Source organism: Thermoflexibacter ruber (assembly GCF_900113045.1).
Classification (GTDB): Bacteria; Bacteroidota; Bacteroidia; order Cytophagales; family Thermoflexibacteraceae; genus Thermoflexibacter; species Thermoflexibacter ruber.
The window spans coordinates 1-18,208 of sequence record NZ_FONY01000031.1 but is presented as its reverse complement, the minus strand read 5'-3'; the positions used below and the strand labels follow the sequence as shown (position 1 = coordinate 18,208).

Genomic DNA, 18,208 nt, shown 5'->3' with positions numbered 1-18,208 from the left:
AACAAAACTCTTTAAAAACATGAAATTCTTTATAGATACTGCAAACCTTAATGAGATTAGGGAAGCACAAGACTTAGGGGTATTGGACGGTGTAACGACTAATCCTTCGCTCATGGCTAAGGAAGGCATCAAAGGCAAAGATAATATTTTTGCACACTACAAAGCTATTTGCGATATAGTAGATGGAGATGTGAGTGCAGAAGTAATTTCTACTGATTTCCATGGAATTGTAAGGGAAGGAGAGGAATTGGTAGAGATAGACCCTAAGATAGTGGTCAAAGTCCCTATGATAAAGGACGGTGTAAAGGCAATCAAATATTTTACAGATAAAGGCATTAAAACCAACTGTACGCTGGTATTTTCTGCAGGTCAAGCCATTCTTGCTGCCAAAGCAGGAGCGACTTACGTATCTCCATTTCTTGGAAGGATAGATGATGTAGGCGGAGATGGTTTAGATTTGATTGAGCAATTAGTGGTGATTTACAATAACTACGGCTTTGAAACAGAGATACTGGCAGCCTCTATTCGCCACGTGCCTCACCTAATCCAATGTGCAGAAATAGGAGCAGATGTAGTTACTTGTCCGCTCAATGTTATTACAGGTTTGCTCAAGCATCCTTTGACAGATGTGGGTTTGGAGAAGTTCTTAGCTGATGCTAAAAAGCTGTAAATAAAATAGCTCTGACTTGCGGTGTTAGACCTAATTATTTTAATCCGATAGGAGTCTAAGAGATTTGATATGCCAGTATTATCAATCTCATAGATTCCTACATATATTTAAAAATAAAAATCAAAATTCAGTATGATAATCAAAGAAAGACCTATTGCGCAATCTTTTGGAATGCCAGACGATGAGGCATCAGAGCATAGATTGCTTTTACGCAATATTAGAATAGAGGACTATCCTGATATGATAGAGATTATGAAACAGGTTTACTCCAATATTGGGGAGTCTGTATGGTCTTACGAAGATATCATCAATTTGTTAAGGATATTTCCAGAGGGGCAGATTTGTATAGAGGACAAAGGCAAAGTAGCAGCCTGTGCCTTGTGTTTGATAGTAGATTACAAAAAATATGGCGACAATCACACCTACCAACAAATTACAGGGAATTATAAATTTACTACCCACGACCCCAATGGTGATGTACTGTACGGCATAGATTTATTTGTCCACCCTGCCTACCAAGGAATGAGATTGGGTAGAAGGCTATACGATGCACGAAAAGAAATGTGTGAAAACTTAAACTTAAAGAGCATTGTAGCGGGGGGGCGTATTCCGGGATACGCCAAGTATGCAGATAAAATTTCACCGCGCGCCTACATAGATTTAGTGAAAAAAAAGGACATCTACGACCCTATACTATCTTTCCAATTGAGCAATGACTTTCACGTAAAGAAAGTGCTGACCAATTATCTGCCCTCAGATAGCGAATCTATGGCTTATGCTACGCTCTTGGAATGGAACAACATCTATTATCAAGAAAAAGAAAAACTGATAGGAGGCGAAAAAAGTGTAGTACGCTTAGGAGTAGTCCAACTTCAGCTACGCAATGTTCCGAGTATGGAAGCATGGCTCAACAATGTTGAGTTTTTTATAGATGCAGTTAGCGATTACAAAGCAGATTTTATCCTTTTCCCTGAATTGTTTAATGCACCTTTGATAGGACAGTTCAATGAGGAGAATGCAGCAATGGCAATGCGAAAATTAGCAGGATATACAGATGAGTTGCGTCAAAGATTCATAGACTATGCTATTTCGTACAACATCAATATCATTGCTGGCAGTATGCCTCTTTACAGAGATGACAATTTGTATAATGTTTCCTTCCTTTGCCGCAGGGACGGTACTTGGGACACGCAATACAAGCTACATATTACCCCCGATGAGAAAAACTATTGGGGAGTAACAGGAGGCAATAAACTGAAAGTTTTTGACACCGATGTAGGCAAAGTTGGGATTTTGATTTGCTACGATGTAGAGTTTCCTGAGCTGGCTCGCTTGTTAGCCGACAAAGAAATCAAAATTTTGTTTGTCCCTTTTATGACTGATACGCAAAACGGCTTTCACAGAGTACATCACTGCGCCAAAGCAAGAGCCATAGAAAATGAGTGCTATGTAGCTATTGCAGGAAGCGTAGGGAATCTTCCAAGAGTTACCAACATAGACCTCCAATATGCCCAGTCTGCGGTGTATTCTCCTTCTGATTTCTCTTTCCCTAACAATGCAGTGATTGCTGAAGCAACGCCCAATACCGAGGTAGCGATTATTGCTGACGTAGATTTGAGCCTGTTGAAGGAATTGAATGTCAAAGGAAGTGTACGCAACTTGAAGGATAGAAGAACAGATTTGTACGATTTGAGATGGATAAAGAAATAATGATTGGATAATTTGATTAATTTTTGCTATCTTCGTCGATTAATCAACCCCAATCCTAATGTGCCATGAACAAATGCATATTTTTTTTCCTCTCTTTGTACTTGCTTTGTTTTCAATCTTTCGCGCAAACAAGCAGTGTTAAAACTGTTCCTAATGCAGACTTGGTATATGAAAAAACCAAATTAGGTGAGCAGGTCAATTCTCCATATTACGAGGGACAGCCTGTAGTTTCCGCAGACGGTAAATTTCTATTTGTTTATCGGGTAGGACACCCCGATAACGTAGGCTACAAAACCTATAAAAAAGATGAAGACATTTGGGTAGGAGAACGCATGGCTGACGGCTCTTTTAGTACCATGAGAAACGTAGGTGCCCCCCTCAATACAGCTACAAATAATGCTGTATTGGGTATTTCTGGTGATGGCAATACACTTTTCTTATATGACCAATACAACCTCAGTGCAGATTATGCTGTTACCAATATTGCTGTTTCTGAGCGTACTACAGACGGATGGGGTAAACCTCAAAGTATTAAAATCAAGGGGTTTAGGTGGGTAAGCGAACCCGCTTATATGAATATGTCAGTGGACAAGCGCATCTTGCTTATCTCTTATGCGAACAATCGAGTAACTTTTGGCAAGCAAGACCTCTACGTTTCTTTCTTGGAAGCTGACGGCACCTTCAGCGAACCCTTGAACTTAGGCAAAGACATCAACACCGCAGGCATAGAAGCCTCACCTTTTTTGGCGGCGGATAATGTTACTCTGTATTTTTCTACTGACGGAAGGGCTGGCTATGGCAACTTAGATGTTTTTGTAACCAAACGCTTAGATGATACTTGGCAAAAATGGAGCGAACCTCTCAACTTAGGCGCAAAGGTCAATACGCCTTTTTGGGACTGTGAGTTTAGCATGACCGCCAAAGGAGATGTGGCTTATTTTACTTCTGGTGGGCAAAACTACGGAGAAAATGCTGACGTTTATCAAGTGAAAATCAAAGAAGTTGCTCGCCCAGAACCCGTAGCTATGATTTATGGGAAAGTGCTAAACAAAAACACTAACGAACCGATTGCCACTAAAATTAGCTATACTAATATCAAAACACACCAAAACGCTGGACTTGCCAGCTCTAATCCTAAGGACGGTACTTATAAAATTTATCTACCCAAAGACAAGGCATATAGCTTTTTTGCCGAGAAAGACGGCTTTTTTGCCATCAAAGAAAATATAGACCTAACAGGATTAAAAACTTATACAGAAATAGAGCGAAATATCTATTTGGTTCCCATAGAAACAGGCGTAGCCATTGAGCTAAGCCACTTATACTTTATGCAGAGCCAGCCTACTCTGCTCCCCTCCTCCGAAGATGAACTCGAGCAACTATTTGATATTTTACAAAAATATCCTACTATGCAGATAGAAATTGCAGGGCATACCGACGGAGTAGGCAATAAACAAAAAAATCAGATGCTTTCTGTGCAAAGAGCCAATGCTGTAAAGGACTATTTGGTAAAAAAAGGCATCACCGCAGAACGCATCAAAACCGTTGGTTATGGAGGTTCACGCCCCATCGCAAGCAATGAGAAAGAAGAAACTCGCAAACTAAATAGGCGAGTAGAATTTAAAGTATTGAGTAAGTAAAAAAGGGACTTAGGTTTACCTACCAAAAGCCCACTTTAAAAAATCAGGAATCACCAAAGCCCAAGTGCGTTGGTTGTGTTCGCCGCCTTGTACTTCTACGTATTTGATGTCTTTTTGATTGTCATAACCTTTGAGGATTAACTCCGCAATAAGGTCAAGCGTGTCCTCTATGGCATCTATGATGCCGTTGTGATTGCGGTCAGAAGTTTCGTCATTGGTGCCTGCTTCAAACCAAAACTTTAATCCTTCTTTTTTATAACCGTTTCGTACTATGTCGTGCATGATGCGGTCTATTTGTGCCAAATCATCATTTGCCGAGTGCCTACGCCACCAAAAAGAACCAGAGCAAACCCCTACCCTACCAAAAATATGAGGATTGCTCCATGCTATATCAAAGGCAGAAAGCCCACCAAGCGAAAAACCCAATATCGCCGTAGTATCAGGAGTCTTAATCAGTCTGTAGTGATGGGTCAGAAAAGGAATCAACTCATGCACCACAAAGTTGGTGTAGGTACGAGCTTTATTTCCGCGATTGGCATAGTCAGGATGACCTGCTGTGCCGTATTCTTGGATTCTTTGCGTAGCATGAACAGCTACCAAAATAGTAGGGTGGATTTCCTGATTCAGATGTAGCCTATCCAAATTTTCTCTAATTTTCAAAACTTTTGCATCTTGCCCATCGTTCATAATGACCAAACGAAAGTAATGAGAGGGTTGCTGGTGATAGGTAGGAGGCAGAAAAATATCTATTCGTTTTCTCATTTTCAGAAAACGAGAATTAACCTCGTGAGTAGCATCTTCGTACTTATTTGCTGACATGATTTTAATATGGTAAATAGCTAATAGCCAAATTTTTAGTAAAAAAAAAGTTGTTGGTGCTTTCACCAACAACGGTAAAAATCGCATTACCTTTTTTGATTATTTTTTTTCAGTAGGTTTTTGAGGAGTATTAGTAGATTTGTTGGCTTTTCTCTTGCGCTTATTGCCATAAGAGCCTCTCCAAATTTTACCTCTGCGGCTTTTTACATCTCCTTTTCCCATAGTCAATTAATAAATTATTAAAATATAAGGTTATAAAATTAATGATTTATTTACACTAATGAAAAAGCGAATTTAGTAGCTATCTAAAAAACTTGCAAAAAATATGCTTTAAATTTTTGATTCATCAGTAATTTTAGGACAAAACTTCGTTCAGGCACGGAAGCACCAAATCTATAAGCAAAGACTTACCTAAAATACCCAAAGACTTCTGTTAGCAGAAAATAAATCTCCTCCCTGACTTGCTTGGTGAGTGCGCTAATTTTTTCAAAATAGGGCTGTAAATCACTTGCACCGTTCACCTCTGCATATTTTTTTAACTGAATCAAGCCCGAATAAGGCGTTACAAAATCCTGATAATCAAAATATTTGAAATAGGCTAAAAACCTCTGGCGCACTGCTCACGGGGTTGTCTGCCTCAAACTTAGTAACTACGCAGCAATTCTCTGCTAAGGCAAACTTTTATTAAGGTTTTGAACTTTAAATTTTTTTTTATGTTTAAAATAAGTACTTTTGTCTAAAAATAAACTAAGAATGGACACTAAAATCCGTATTCATGATAAGAATACAAGGCATTACGGTTTATTTTAATAAATGTGTTATTTTGATAATTTTTTTTCATTACAACTCTGTTTTCAAAATTATGAACGTAATAGATGAGTTTTTAAATCAAATAATTTGTGGTGATTCTTTGGATTTAATGAAAAAATTACCTGATAACTCAGTAAATTTGGTAGTAACCAGTCCCCCCTACTTTAACTGTAGAAGCTATGGAAACGAAACTATAGGTAGAGAGCAAGACCCCCTCGATTATGTAAAGAACTTATTGGAATATACAAATGAAATAAAGAGAATATTAAGTAAACAAGGCTCCTTTTACTTGAATATAGGTGATGTATATTTTGGAACAAAAGGCTTTATAAGAAATAAGGGGCGGTTTGCAAGAAAGACAGATAGACACTATAAGGAACATAAAATTACTAAACCTAATGGGGTTTACTTACAGTATAAACAACTGCTTATGCTTCCTGAAAGAGTAGCGATAGGTATGCAAGAACAGGGGTGGATTTTAAGGAATAAAATTATATGGGAAAAACCAAATCCAGTACCTTCTTATTCTCCTGATAGACGCTATCCTGTATATGAGCATATTTTTCATTTTGTAAAATCAAGAAGGTATTTCTTTAATCTTGATATAGCTAAACAATATAACCATCATAGAGATGTCATTAGATGTGGGATAGAACCGTTTGGAAATCATCAAGCGACTTTTCCTGAGAAACTTATAGAGCCTTTAATATTATCTACTTCAAATGAAAATGATATTGTTTTAGACCCTTTTTCAGGAAGCGGTACTACTGCATCTGTCGCTCTAAAGAATAAACGCAATTATATAGGATTTGAAATAAATGAAGACTATTGTAGGAGTGCTATTGATAGATTGGAGAAAATTAGCCTTGAAAAAAGTAATAATCCTTCTAAACAGATAAGCTTAACCAATAATCCTATATCAAATAAAATTGAGCAGCCAGTTTTATTTATATTTGAGGAGAACCCAATAACTTATGATAATCATTTATAATCAGATATTTTTTGCATGATTTTTTTGAATCAACAGCCTGTTGAAGTTATAGACCTGTATAAAAACTATTTAAAGTCAGTTGGAACTTTATCAAAATTGTTTAGCGACTCACCCATACCACTGATTCATTATAGAGTAGTTGAAAATATTTTTTGTAAAGTTTTTAATGCCGAGAATTTAGCTCGTGAAGATTCTGCTTATGACGCTAAAAAAGGTTCTTTAGGTATAGGGATAAAAACATTTACTTTCGAGAGCAATACTAAATTAGAAAAAATAGCAGAGTTTAACAGATTGTCTGCCTATTTAAGAGAGTTAAAAGGAGAGGCTCTTTTATTGAGATTATCAGAATTAAGAAATCAAAGAATAGAGTTTGCTAACAATAATTACAATATTCATAGTGCTATATATCATTGCGTTAGCAGAAAAGAAAACTTATTTAGGATTTTTGAGGTTGATTACGACATTATAGATATTGAAAAGCTATCTGGCTTAAAAATAACGGATAAAAGTATTTCTTTTCATGATGGTAAAAGTGAATACTCTTTCTTATTTTCCAAAAGTACTCTTTTCCGTAAATTCCACCAACCTTTAGAGTATATAGATGTTCCTGTAGAGATAGCCAAAGAACCTTTTGAAATCTTGCTACAGTTGTATGAAACGCTAAACTTACAGCCAAAAATTCAAAGAGCAGGAATAGACTACGTAATTTTACCTTTGTATTCTTTGCGGGAAAGTAAGTCAAACAATAAAAAAGTAGCTGAAAAAAGTGGTCTTAATCAATGGAATGCAGGGGGCAGAAAGCGTGATTTAGGAGAGGTATATATTCCCATACCTCAAATCATTCACCAAGTATGCCCCAGTTTTTTCCCTCCCAGAGATAAAACTTTCTTATTAAAGATTCCCTCAGGTGAAATATTAACAGCAAAATTATGCCAAGAAAATAGCAAGGCATTGATGACCAATCCCAATAATGCTTTAGCAGAATGGATTTTGCGAAAAATTTTAAAATTAAGCGAGGGTGAACTATTAACATACGAAAGATTATCCTTCTTAGGCGTTGATAGTATGAAAGTAAGTAAAGTTACAGATAATGAATATTATATTGATTTTGCAGAAGTTGATAGTTTTGAGGATTTCTTAGAAAAAATTTAGGCAAGGTGATAACAAAATCATCAAATCCAATAGCTTTTGAGGCTATTGAACTCCTTGCCCAATTCTTGCTTTTTTGCCATAGAAAAAAATAATTTGTTACTTCCCAAGCCTTATCCTTACCTACCAAAATCGTCTTGTAGCCTCACGATGTCGTCCTCATCAGAGGGGTGATTAGGGTCGGTATGTTGCCAAATTTCTGCCAATACACCCCATTCTTTTAGCCCTACTAAGCGATGTCTTTCCCCTTGACGAAGTTTGATAAGGGAGTGGAGCGAGTGTGTTTGTAGTTCGCCTTCTTGGTCGGTATCGCTGGTAACTACGCCTACAGTGCCAGCGATTACTTTCCAAATTTCTGCTCGGCGGAAGTGGTATTGCCAAGAAAGTCTTTTTTCTGGTGCGACTACCAAAATCTTAGGACTTAATTTTTGGGTAATTTGCAAGTCAGTCAAGGGTATATAAGGGAAAAAAGTTTGGACAAAAAGTTCCGCTTGCGCTTCTTCTATCACAAAAAAACCACCCCAAGGACGCGTTTGGTCTTGCTTGGCAATGTTAAAATTTAGTTTTTTAAGTTCTTCTGCTATCTGTGAAAAAATATGACTTTTCTCTACGTTTGCGCTTAAATTGATGTTCATTTTGCTTGAGTTAAAAATTGGTGATTACTTATTTTCTTAATGCAGCTGCCCCCTCTTTGATGCTTTCCACTATCGTAGGGTCAAGCAGGGTAGTAATGTCGCCTAAGTTAGAGGTATCTCCTTCTGCAATTTTCCTCAAAATACGGCGCATGATTTTTCCTGAGCGTGTTTTAGGCAAACCCTCTACTACTTGGATAATGTCGGGTTTGGCAATCGCCCCGATTTCTCTGGTAACTACGTTAAGTACTTCTTTTTTAAACTGTTCTTCATTTTCAGGCTTGCTCTCGCAAATTACAAAAGCATAAATGCCCTGTCCTTTGATGTCATGAGGGTAGCCAACTACGGCGGACTCTACTACGGCAATGTGCTGATTGATAGCATTTTCCACCTCTGCTGTGCCTATCCTATGCCCTGAAACATTTATTACATCGTCCACCCTACCAGTAATGCGGTAATAACCGTCCTCATCGCGCTTACAACCATCCCCTGTAAAGTACAAGCCTTTGTAAGTAGCGAAGTAGTTTTGCTTGCAACGCTCATGGTCGCCATAAGTTGTGCGAATCATGGAAGGCCAAGGGAATTTGATGCAAAGGTTGCCTTCTACTCCGTTGCCATGTATTTCTTTTCCATTATTATCTACGACTATGGGTTGTACGCCGGGGAGAGGTAAGGTAGCAAAGGTTGGTTTCTGAACAGTAATTCTGGGCAGAGGCGAAATCATAATGCCCCCTGTTTCGGTTTGCCACCAAGTATCTACAATAGGACAACGGCTTTTTCCTATGTTTTTATAAAACCACTGCCACGCCTCCTCGTTAATTGGTTCACCTACAGAGCCTAAGACTTTGAGTGTACTCAAATTGTAAGGAGTAATAAACTCCTCTCCAAAGGTCATCAAAGAGCGAATCGCCGTAGGAGCAGTATAAAAAATATTTACCCTGTGCTTGGCAATGACCCTCCAAAAACGACCTGCATCAGGGTAGGTAGGGATTCCCTCAAACATCAGCACAGTAGCCCCAGCCAGCAAAGGACCGTAAACTATATACGAGTGTCCTGTAATCCAACCTACATCAGCAGTACACCAATACACGTCATTTTCTTCGTATTGGAATACGTTTTCAAAGGTAAATTTGGTATAGACCATGTAGCCACCAGTGCTATGCACTACACCTTTGGGCTTGCCCGTAGAGCCAGAAGTATATAAAATGAACAATGGGTCTTCTGAGTCCATTTCTTCTGCCTCGAACTCCTTGTTTGCCTTTTTTATTTCCTCATGCCACCAAGTATCCCTGCCCTCTACCATGTTTACCTTGCCTTCGCCTCTTTGATAGACGATACAGCGTTGGATAGAAGGTGTTTTTTGTAGGGCTTCATCTACAATTTGCTTGATTTCCAAAGTTTTATTTCCTCTATAAGCAATGTCAGAGGTAATGATAGCATTGCATTGGGCATCGTTGATTCTATCTGCTAAGGAATTGGCAGAGAAACCCGCAAACACTACGGAATGAATCGCTCCTATGCGGGCGCAAGCAAGCATAGCTACCGCCGCCTCTGGCACCATAGGCATATAGATACAAACTCTATCTCCTTTTTTCACTCCATTGTTTTTCAATACATTGGCAAACTGGCAGACCTTTTCGTAAAGTTCTCTATAAGTAATCTTTACAAAAATATCCGTAGGCTCGTTGGATTCCCAAATAATAGCTACTTTATCGGGGTGAGTAAGTACGTGCCTGTCTAAGCAGTTTTCTGTAATGTTTAGCTTCCCCCCGATAAACCACTGCACATCTAAGTCGTTGAAATCCCAACTCAGTGTTTTTTTCCAAAGTTTTCGCCAGTGAAACTCTTGGGCAATGCCCGACCAAAAAGCTTCTGGGTCTTCTACGCTTTTGCGGTAGGTACTGAGGTATTCCTCAAAAGATTTGATTTTCATATATTACTTTTTGATATTTATTGGAATTAGAAGAAATAAATACAAAGATAGTGGTAATAGCTTTACACTCTCACTCCCATCACCAAAATATCATCAATTTGATTTTCTTTGCCTTTTATCTCTCCTGCCCAAAAGCAAACGAGGTAAAAAAGCAAAATAATATCAAGCAGACAGTCTTTTTCATACATAAAGGATTAGAATTTTTAGAAATATAGAAATTAGGTAAGTGGGTATCTAAAGTAACACCTTACAAAAAAGACCTCACAATTTGGTGGAAAATGCCCAAGATGACAGGTAAATCAGGGAGATAATACGTTTTATTATCGATGAGCACCTGTTTGCCTGCCAATTTCAAGAATTGCCACTCCCCCCCTGTGGATGCGCAACCATAGATAAAAGCCTGTGGTTTACCTTTTTGCTCATTAAAAAGTTGGGCAGCATACATTTGGGCTATGCACTGTCCTTGCCCATAGTCAAAGTCTTCATCTTTAGCCTCTACAACTGTAACGATAGGTGCTTGCATTACTTTTTTCTTAGGATGTTTGGCAATAAAAAAGTCACACGCACCTGCAAGGTCTTGACTTTCATCTACATAAAGTTCTTCACCTGAATACAAAGTAATACTATCAAGGTATTGGATGACTACTTCGGACAGGATAGGGGAAATTAGTTTTTCAGATTTACTTTTTTCATTGGTAAGAGGAAGCAGTGCAGCAATTTCCAAACTTTTTTTAAGCCAATCTGATGGTTCTATGGGCATGACTTTTGGAAATAAATCAAGGTCTATTTCTTCTAAATTCAATTTATCTAATGCTTGTCGTAAGCTTTTATAATTGCTGTATCCCATAAATCTTGTTCCTTATTTTTATCAAATTTAAAAAAAATCAACTGATAAAGCAATTTTAACAAAGCAATCTTAGTTCAAACCTGTATCCACTCGTAAAAGCACGCTAATAAATCTCTTTTAATACATTCAAGGATTTTATTTCTCCAAAATCCTCAAAATGAAGTTGATAAAATTTGAGAAGAGCATCTAAAATTTCCCCACGCTCTTTGTGGTTCATGGGAACAGACGTGCCGTAATCCGAATCGATAAGCTGATATAGATAAAAAGTATAATGCTCATAATCAAATAAGTACCCTGCATATTGGAGTTGTTTACCTATTTCTTGGGGTTCAGTGATGAAAAAACCCAACAGACCTGAAGCCCGAATCAAAAACTGCAAGTGAAAGTTCTCAAAATGAGCAGATAAGTTTTCCAAAGATAAAATACTATGTAGCAAAAAGTCAAAAAATGCCTGATTCGCTTCTTCACTTTTGAGGATTTTTGTTAAAACTTCCGTGAGAAAAAGGCAGATAGTCGTTTTTCGCACATCAAAAGGGATAGAATAAAAAGGCTGGTAAATCTTTGCCTCAGAAATATAATTGAGGCTTGTATTAGGTTTGTTATATACCAGCAAGTCTAAAAGGGTAAAAGGTTGATACAAAGCAATTTTATTATTCTTGCTTTTGCTGCTTCGCACCCCATTCACTATGTAAGACTTCAAGCCAAAGGCTTCCGTATAAATCCTTACAATAATAGAAGTTTCGCGATAGCGAATAAAGCCTAATACGATGCCTCTCGTTTTATAAAGCACAGAAAATTAGTTTAATAAATCATCTACTCAACCAATGCACTTTCCCAAAATGCTCTGCATCAAAAATACGCAAATCCAGAGAAACATTAGATTTGATATTTTTATATTCTTCTAACTGCGTCTTTTTTCCATTGACTAAAAATAAGACCTCAGTTTCTATCCACCCTTTTCCTGAGCGAATATGTTTGGAAAAACGAGCTTCCCGCACATCTCCATTAGGCATTTTTTCAAAAGTCCTCACTAAGTACAGATTTTTTTGGTCTATCCAGAACTGTGGAGTAGCCCAATCCCCCTTTTCTGCCCCTATTACGTACACTTTTCTACCCTCATACTCATCTTTTCTAAACTTATCTATTTGATAACCTGCATTTTTTAGTTCTTCCAAAACCTTTTCTTTGCTCATAAAATTCATTCCCCCAGCTAAGAGAATCAAGTTATTTTTAAAAGGTGCTTTTCGCGTATTTTTTCCTTCTTTAAAGTTAAAAACGGAATCTCTCGCAAAAATAACAGCATTGCCATCTTTTAACTCTCCAAAATCTATCCTAAACTTATCAGGATAGACTATTGCCTCGTACCAAATCGATTTCCCAGAAATAGTATCTGCCTGATAAAGCGTATTGTACTGAGTAAAAGTTACAGATTTTGCCGCTTTGCCTTGATAGCGTTTGTGCATAGTTTCTACGAGCTTTTCGGTAGAATCGATGGGAGGTTTTTGTTGAAATGATAATGCAACAAAAACGATTACATACAGGGAAATAAATAGTTTTTTCATGATTGTTCTTATTTCTTTATTGTTCATTTTCTCTAAGCATTTTGATAGCCCGATGTACTAAGTTTCTTGCAGATTGATAGTTGATACCCATGATTTGACTTACCTCCTCGTAGCTCATGTCTTGGTAAAACAGTAAATATAAAATCTCTTTTTGGCGTGGTGGTAGCTTATCCAACTTTTCTTGGAGTTGTTGGATTTTTTCTTGGTCTGATTGTGCATTGATTAACTCAGTTTCATAAGAAAAAGTAATTTCAAACTTATATTCCTTTTCATTATTATTAGAAAATAACTTTTTGATTTTCAAGTTTTTATCCAACTGCTTAATAATTTTACGCCTTATGGCTGTCAGCAGGTATGGCTTGATATTGTCAATATCTGCCAGATTGGCTCTATTTTTCCAGATTTCTAAAAATAATTCTTGGATACAATCTTCTATGAGTTCACTGTCCTTGTGAAACTTTTTCCCATAATTAAACATGGATTCATAGTAAGTACGAAAAATAAATGCAAAGGCAGTTTCTTCTCCTTGCTTGAAGTTCGTCCATAATTTACTCTCGTCCAGTTTGACTATGTTTGCTTCGCTCATGCTATTTCTTTGTATCAAATATGCAAACTTAAAAAAAAAGAATGCCTATCACTAAAAAAAACATTATAACAAATAAAATCTAAAAAAAAGGTTTTTTAACAAAAAATCATATTTTCAAAAAATGAAAAAGAGAAAATTTATTGGTAAATTTAAGTACAAAGATTTGATGTTCTTATGAAAATATTAGCCTTCTTATTTTGCTTGTTAGGAAACCTTGTATCGTTTGCCCAAGAGCCTCCTACTTATTTTCCTAAAAAATTGGCAGAAAATCCTAATCAACGCTCTGCGGAGGAGTGGTGCAATTTTGCTATGGAACTCTACGCCCAAGACCAATTTGCAGAGGCAATTCGTTATTTTGACCAAGCCATTGCTCAAAAACCAGACTATAAAATGGCTTATTTTTATCGTGCCTCCTGCAAGGAAGATTTAGGGGATAAATCTGCGGCACTGACTGATTATCAAATATGTATGCACTTAGACCCACTTTTTGTGGAGGCATTGTTTAGCAAGGCATTGCTTCATTACAAGATGCAAGATTTTCAAAGTGCTGAACAAGACTTTTCCAAACTGCTTCGCTTACCTCGTAGAGAAACACAAACCGTTTATTATCAGAACGTAAGCTATGGAAATGAAAAAGTCATAGGTGGTATTTTTACCTTGCAAAGTCGCAACGCTGAAATATATAATTATCGTAGTTTAGCACGAATGAAGTTGCAAGACTTAGGAGGGGCTTTAGCAGACATCGATTCTGCTATCATGTTAAACCCTCATAATCCCAATTATTACATCAACAGGGGCTTAGTAAAAGTACGCCAAGATAAAAAAGAAAGTGCGATGGCAGATTACGAACAGGCTTTAAGACTTTCGCCTGAGAATGCTTTGGCTTTGTACAATTTGCAAGTCATTCAAGGTAAGTCAGATGCCAATAAACTGATTAGCTTCGAGGATAAGTTTCCTCCTTTTTATATCAAACGAGCCAATGAAGCCTTAAAAAGTAAGTTATTCAGCCAAGCGATAGCTGATTATGATACAGCAATGATATTAGGAGATGAGTCCCCAAATACTTTTTATAATAGAGGCTACGCCAAAGAAAAAATAGGCAACTTACAAGGAGCCATCAAAGACTACACCACCGCCATTCACCTAAAACAAGACTTCACCAATGCTTATATCCAAAGAGGCAATGTGTATTTTAAACAGAAAAAATTTGAAAAAGCCCTGCAAGATTATACTCACGTACTCCTTTGGGAAAAAAGTAACGCTAATGTATTCTATAACAGAGGTTTAGCACATCATTATTTGAAAAATAGGGAGGCAGCATGTGAAGATTTGAAAAAAGCCCAAGAGTTAGGCATGACAGAAGCACAAAAAGCAATCGCTTCTATTTGTAAATGAAATAGCTTTAAAAATGAAGTGCCTTTTGAATTGCCTTTGGTAAAAGTTTTGCCCAATACTCAACCCTTACCAAAGGCTTATCTACCAATAATTGATTGCCTTATTTTCTTATCACCGCACCCAGTTTCTGCTCAAAGGCAGTCATGAGCTTAGTCATGGTTTTGTCTATTACATCATCAGTAAGCGTTTGGTTTGGGTCTAAAAGCGTAAAACTCACCGAATAAGATTTTTTATCCGTGCCAATATTTTCGCCTTCGTACACGTCAAACACATTGACACTTTGGAGTAGGTTGCGTTCAGTTTGCATTGCCAAGTTCTCTATCTCTTTGAAAGTAAGTTTTTTATCTATGACCAAAGACAAATCCCTACGTACTTCAGGGAACTTAGGCGGTTCGCTTACATTACGGTTGAGGTTGATTTGGCTCATCAGTCTTTCCCACTCTATTTCTGCATAAAAAACCTCTTGCTTAATATCAAAACTCTTAGTGATGTTTTTTCGCAACAAGCCCAAACGAGCAATTTCTTTTTTCTGGAAATTGATTGCCAAGCCATACTCAAAAATATCGCTTTCTATCTCATGTTGAGAGAACTTATTGATATTTAAAAAGCTAAAAATCTTTGAAACAATACCGCTTAAATCATAAAAATTAATTTTTTCTGACTTTGCTTGCCAAGTTTCGCCGACCTTGCTTCCTGTCATAAAAATAGATAGTTGTTCTCTTTCCAAATAGAGATTGCTGCCGTCTTCCTTTGTAATTTTGCTATAAATTTTGCCAAATTCAAAAAGTTTCAAATCTTTCTGACGGCGATTGATATTGTGAATCACCGTATCTAAGCCTGTGAAAACCAAAGACCTACGCATTACTGCCAAGTCCGAACTCAGTGGGTTGAGCATTTCTACATTCTGCTCGTTTTTGAAAGATTCCATGTTTTCCCAATGACTTGCTTTGGTGAAGGAATTGGTCATGATTTGGTTTAGACCGCTTGCCGCAAGCATTTGGGTCAAATTCCACTTTATTTTGTCTTCGTCAAGGGCTGGAAATTCTGCCAAGAAGTCTGCACTGTATCTATCTTTGAGTTCGATGTTGTCAAAACCATACATACGCAATATCTCTTCGGTAATGTCTGCACTATGCTCTACATCAACGCGATAAGGTGGAACAGAAACCGTAAACTCCTCACCATTGTCATCAGAAACTTCTATTTCTAAGCCTTGCAAAGTCTTTTTAATCCACTCTCTATCAAGAACTTTCCCTATCAGTCTATCTATATTTTTATATTTTACATTGAAAACTCGGTTAGGGATAGGATTAGGGTAAATGTCAATCACTTCCGAAGAAATCTCACCACCACAGATTTCTTTGATGAGCGAGGCGGCACGTTTCAGTGCATACACCGTGCCGTTGGGGTCTATGCCTCGAGCAAAGCGAAAAGAAGCATCTGTTACCAAAGAATGGTATTGAGAACTTCTGCGAATATAAGTAGGTGAAAAATAGGCACTTTCCAAGAAAATAGCACTTGTATTTTCGGTAATTCCTGAGTCTATTCCGCCAAAAACTCCTCCAATACACATAGGTTTCTCGTCCCCATCACAAATCATCAAGTCGTTTTGACTGAGTTTTCTTTCTACTTTGTCCAAAGTCTTGAAAGGCGTATCTTGTGGCAAAGTCTTGACAATCACCTTATTTCTGCTAATTTTTGCCAAGTCAAAAGCATGTAAGGGCTGCCCTAAGTCATGCAATACGTAGTTGGTAATGTCCACCACATTGTTGATAGGGGAAAGCCCGATAGATTTGAGTCTATTTTTTAGCCAATCAGGTGATTCTTTGACGGTTAAGCCAGAAATCACTACACCTGCATAGCGAGGGCAGGCTTCATGGTTTTCTACGACTACCTCAATAGGCGTATAGTTATTATCTATTTTAAAATTGCTTATATCTGGCTTGCACAAGTTCCTGCCTAACAATACTTTCAAATCTCTGGCAACGCCATAGTGCGAAGTAGCATCTGCATGATTAGGGGTTAGACCTATGGAAAAAACTTTATCACTTTCCAAGTTAAAATACTTAGCAGCAGGCGTACCATTTGGCAAATCTGTGTTCAGTACCATGATTCCGTCATGCGATTTGCCCAAGCCGATTTCGTCTTCGGCGCAAATCATGCCTTCGGAAACCGCTCCCCTGATTTTGGCTTTTTTAATAGTAAAAGGCTCGCCTTCTGTGGGGTACAAAGTTGCCCCTACGGTTGCTACGATTACTTTTTGCCCTGCACGCACATTGGGGGCGCCGCACACGATAGGAGAAATTTGTCCGTTACCAATATCAACGGTAGTAAGGCTCAGTTTGTCAGCGTCAGGGTGCTTTTCGCAGGTGAGAACTTCTCCAATCACCATGCCTTCTAACCCTCCTTTGACCGTTTCGTAGCTTTCAATGCTTTCTACCTCTAAGCCAACATTGGTAAGCATGATGCCCACCTCTTCGGCAGATTCTTGTAAATCAATAAATTGTCTAAGCCAAGCGAGAGAAATGTTCATTTTTTTGTGTATAATTGAATAGTTGTTAGTTGAATAGTTATTAGTCTTTTTGAAAGCTATTTAACTGTGTGTAACTATTCAACTACGCATTGTTTTCTTTTTTCGGACTGCAATTTTAAGGAAAATTATCATAAATCAGTATAAGCTATTTTTCTTTTTTACCAAAATAGTATTCACTATGCCTATTCATTACAAAAATCCGTTCTTATAACTCTTTCACTATTTTCATGGTTTCCACACTTACATAGACTACGTTTTGGACAAGGTCTATCACCTGCTCCTTGTACTGTGCAAAATCGTAATTGTTAAAGCGTTCTTGAATAGTTTTATCGGCAGATTTGTAGGGCTTGTATTGGTCAAGCACCCACTCTACCGCACTGCGGTTGCCCAATTTGTATGCCAAGGCTTCGGCAGGCAAGCCCTCCAAAGTTGTAAGTTCATCTATCAAAATGCTATTACCCGCTATTTTGAGGATAGGGCTAAGTGGAATATCTTTACGCAGTAAACCAGTAAACCTGTCAGGTTTCGGAAACCTGACAGGTTTAAGTTTTGAAAATCTGACAGGTTTTCATAATAGCAGTTGCTTTATACTCAATAAAAATTGGTTTTGGTTTTAGGGATATGAAAATTCCAAGAAATTAAGGTTTCTAATTCCTGCTTATATTGGGCAATATGGGTAAAAAACTCACAGACCTTTTCCTTGAAATCTTGAAACTTCCTATAAAAACAAGTATCAATGACCTTTTTACGCATAAATTTCCATAATCTTTCAATTAGATTAAGATTAGGCGAGTAAGCAGGCAAGAAAAGCTGTTTTATCCTGCTACTTGCCAATTTTTCTTGTAAGTGCTTATTTTTGTAATATCGTGCATTATCACAAATCACATAAATCTTTTCCTTGTCAGGGTGACATGCTTGCAATTGCTCATAG

At 37.5% G+C, this 18,208-nt stretch carries 19 protein-coding genes; 6 read left to right on the top strand and 13 right to left on the bottom strand.

Annotated elements, in window-relative coordinates:
• Positions 1 to 19 precede the first annotated feature (19 nt).
• The 3 genes from fsa to BM141_RS16015 all read left to right on the top strand — a co-directional run bounded on the left by fsa (position 20) and on the right by BM141_RS16015 (position 4,020).
• Positions 20 to 670 (top strand): fructose-6-phosphate aldolase, encoded by a 651-nt coding sequence (gene fsa, locus BM141_RS16025; RefSeq protein WP_091548481.1) that lies wholly within the window; start codon positions 20 to 22, stop codon positions 668 to 670.
• 132 nt (positions 671 to 802) lie between these two features.
• Positions 803 to 2,380, top strand: coding sequence for a bifunctional GNAT family N-acetyltransferase/carbon-nitrogen hydrolase family protein (locus BM141_RS16020; RefSeq protein WP_245764085.1), 1,578 nt, complete (start codon positions 803 to 805; stop codon positions 2,378 to 2,380).
• A gap of 65 nt (positions 2,381 to 2,445) precedes the next feature.
• The gene (locus tag BM141_RS16015) at positions 2,446 to 4,020 is read left to right on the top strand and encodes an OmpA family protein (RefSeq protein ID WP_091548480.1); all 1,575 of its coding nucleotides are present in this window, start codon (positions 2,446 to 2,448) and stop codon (positions 4,018 to 4,020) included.
• Positions 4,021 to 4,035: 15 nt separating this feature from the next.
• On the opposite strand, the gene BM141_RS16010 is transcribed toward BM141_RS16015, so the two are convergent.
• From BM141_RS16010 to BM141_RS16000, 3 genes are all read right to left on the bottom strand, one after another.
• A complete protein-coding gene (locus BM141_RS16010) occupies positions 4,036 to 4,839 on the bottom strand; it encodes an alpha/beta hydrolase (protein ID WP_177217410.1) in 804 nt (267 codons plus the stop codon).
• A 99-nt stretch (positions 4,840 to 4,938) separates the two neighbouring features.
• Entirely contained in the window at positions 4,939 to 5,061 is a 123-nt protein-coding gene (locus BM141_RS16005; RefSeq protein WP_091548478.1) for a 30S ribosomal protein THX, read from the bottom strand.
• 185 nt (positions 5,062 to 5,246) lie between these two features.
• Positions 5,247 to 5,456, bottom strand: a complete 210-nt coding sequence (locus BM141_RS16000) for a hypothetical protein (RefSeq protein WP_091548476.1) — start codon at positions 5,454 to 5,456, stop codon at positions 5,247 to 5,249.
• 245 nt (positions 5,457 to 5,701) lie between these two features.
• Between BM141_RS16000 and BM141_RS15995 the strand changes: the two genes are divergently transcribed.
• Together BM141_RS15995 and BM141_RS15990 are read left to right on the top strand one after the other, a co-directional pair.
• Positions 5,702 to 6,640: a DNA-methyltransferase gene (locus BM141_RS15995; protein ID WP_177217409.1), complete on the top strand. Its 939-nt coding sequence runs from the start codon at positions 5,702 to 5,704 to the stop codon at positions 6,638 to 6,640.
• Between the two features lie 96 nt (positions 6,641 to 6,736).
• Positions 6,737 to 7,792 carry a phospholipase D-like domain-containing protein gene (locus tag BM141_RS15990; protein WP_221407692.1) on the top strand — a complete coding sequence of 352 codons (1,056 nt, stop codon included), beginning with the start codon at positions 6,737 to 6,739 and terminating at the stop codon, positions 7,790 to 7,792.
• Between the two features lie 116 nt (positions 7,793 to 7,908).
• Here BM141_RS15990 and BM141_RS15985 read toward each other — a convergent pair whose 3' ends face one another.
• The 7 genes from BM141_RS15985 to BM141_RS15960 all read right to left on the bottom strand — a co-directional run bounded on the left by BM141_RS15985 (position 7,909) and on the right by BM141_RS15960 (position 13,349).
• Positions 7,909 to 8,424 carry a cupin domain-containing protein gene (locus BM141_RS15985; protein ID WP_091548470.1) on the bottom strand — a complete coding sequence of 172 codons (516 nt, stop codon included), beginning with the start codon at positions 8,422 to 8,424 and terminating at the stop codon, positions 7,909 to 7,911.
• A 28-nt stretch (positions 8,425 to 8,452) separates the two neighbouring features.
• Positions 8,453 to 10,354, bottom strand: a complete 1,902-nt coding sequence (acs, locus tag BM141_RS15980) for an acetate--CoA ligase (protein ID WP_091548469.1) — start codon at positions 10,352 to 10,354, stop codon at positions 8,453 to 8,455.
• A 62-nt stretch (positions 10,355 to 10,416) separates the two neighbouring features.
• Positions 10,417 to 10,542: a hypothetical protein gene (locus tag BM141_RS23680; RefSeq protein ID WP_262509463.1), complete on the bottom strand. Its 126-nt coding sequence runs from the start codon at positions 10,540 to 10,542 to the stop codon at positions 10,417 to 10,419.
• A gap of 59 nt (positions 10,543 to 10,601) precedes the next feature.
• The gene (locus tag BM141_RS15975; RefSeq protein ID WP_091548467.1) at positions 10,602 to 11,201 is read right to left on the bottom strand and encodes a hypothetical protein; all 600 of its coding nucleotides are present in this window, start codon (positions 11,199 to 11,201) and stop codon (positions 10,602 to 10,604) included.
• Positions 11,202 to 11,304: 103 nt separating this feature from the next.
• A complete protein-coding gene (gene recO / locus BM141_RS15970) occupies positions 11,305 to 11,991 on the bottom strand; it encodes a DNA repair protein RecO (protein WP_091548465.1) in 687 nt (228 codons plus the stop codon).
• Positions 11,992 to 12,010: 19 nt separating this feature from the next.
• Positions 12,011 to 12,763 carry a LolA-like protein gene (locus tag BM141_RS15965; RefSeq protein ID WP_143090955.1) on the bottom strand — a complete coding sequence of 251 codons (753 nt, stop codon included), beginning with the start codon at positions 12,761 to 12,763 and terminating at the stop codon, positions 12,011 to 12,013.
• Between the two features lie 16 nt (positions 12,764 to 12,779).
• Positions 12,780 to 13,349 carry an RNA polymerase sigma factor gene (locus BM141_RS15960; protein ID WP_091548462.1) on the bottom strand — a complete coding sequence of 190 codons (570 nt, stop codon included), beginning with the start codon at positions 13,347 to 13,349 and terminating at the stop codon, positions 12,780 to 12,782.
• A 174-nt stretch (positions 13,350 to 13,523) separates the two neighbouring features.
• Here BM141_RS15960 and BM141_RS15955 point away from each other — a divergent pair, with 174 nt between their 5' ends.
• Positions 13,524 to 14,744, top strand: coding sequence for a tetratricopeptide repeat protein (locus tag BM141_RS15955; RefSeq protein ID WP_091548460.1), 1,221 nt, complete (start codon positions 13,524 to 13,526; stop codon positions 14,742 to 14,744).
• A gap of 100 nt (positions 14,745 to 14,844) precedes the next feature.
• Here the strand turns inward: BM141_RS15955 and pheT are convergent, their stop codons facing one another.
• The 3 genes from pheT to BM141_RS15940 all read right to left on the bottom strand — a co-directional run.
• The gene (gene pheT / locus BM141_RS15950) at positions 14,845 to 17,277 is read right to left on the bottom strand and encodes a phenylalanine--tRNA ligase subunit beta (RefSeq protein ID WP_091548458.1); all 2,433 of its coding nucleotides are present in this window, start codon (positions 17,275 to 17,277) and stop codon (positions 14,845 to 14,847) included.
• A gap of 205 nt (positions 17,278 to 17,482) precedes the next feature.
• Complete coding sequence (locus BM141_RS15945) at positions 17,483 to 17,725, bottom strand: type ISP restriction/modification enzyme (protein WP_091548456.1); 243 nt, start codon at positions 17,723 to 17,725, stop codon at positions 17,483 to 17,485.
• A gap of 143 nt (positions 17,726 to 17,868) precedes the next feature.
• The coding region (locus tag BM141_RS15940; protein WP_177217408.1) for a transposase at positions 17,869 to 18,208 on the bottom strand (340 nt) is incomplete at its 5' end.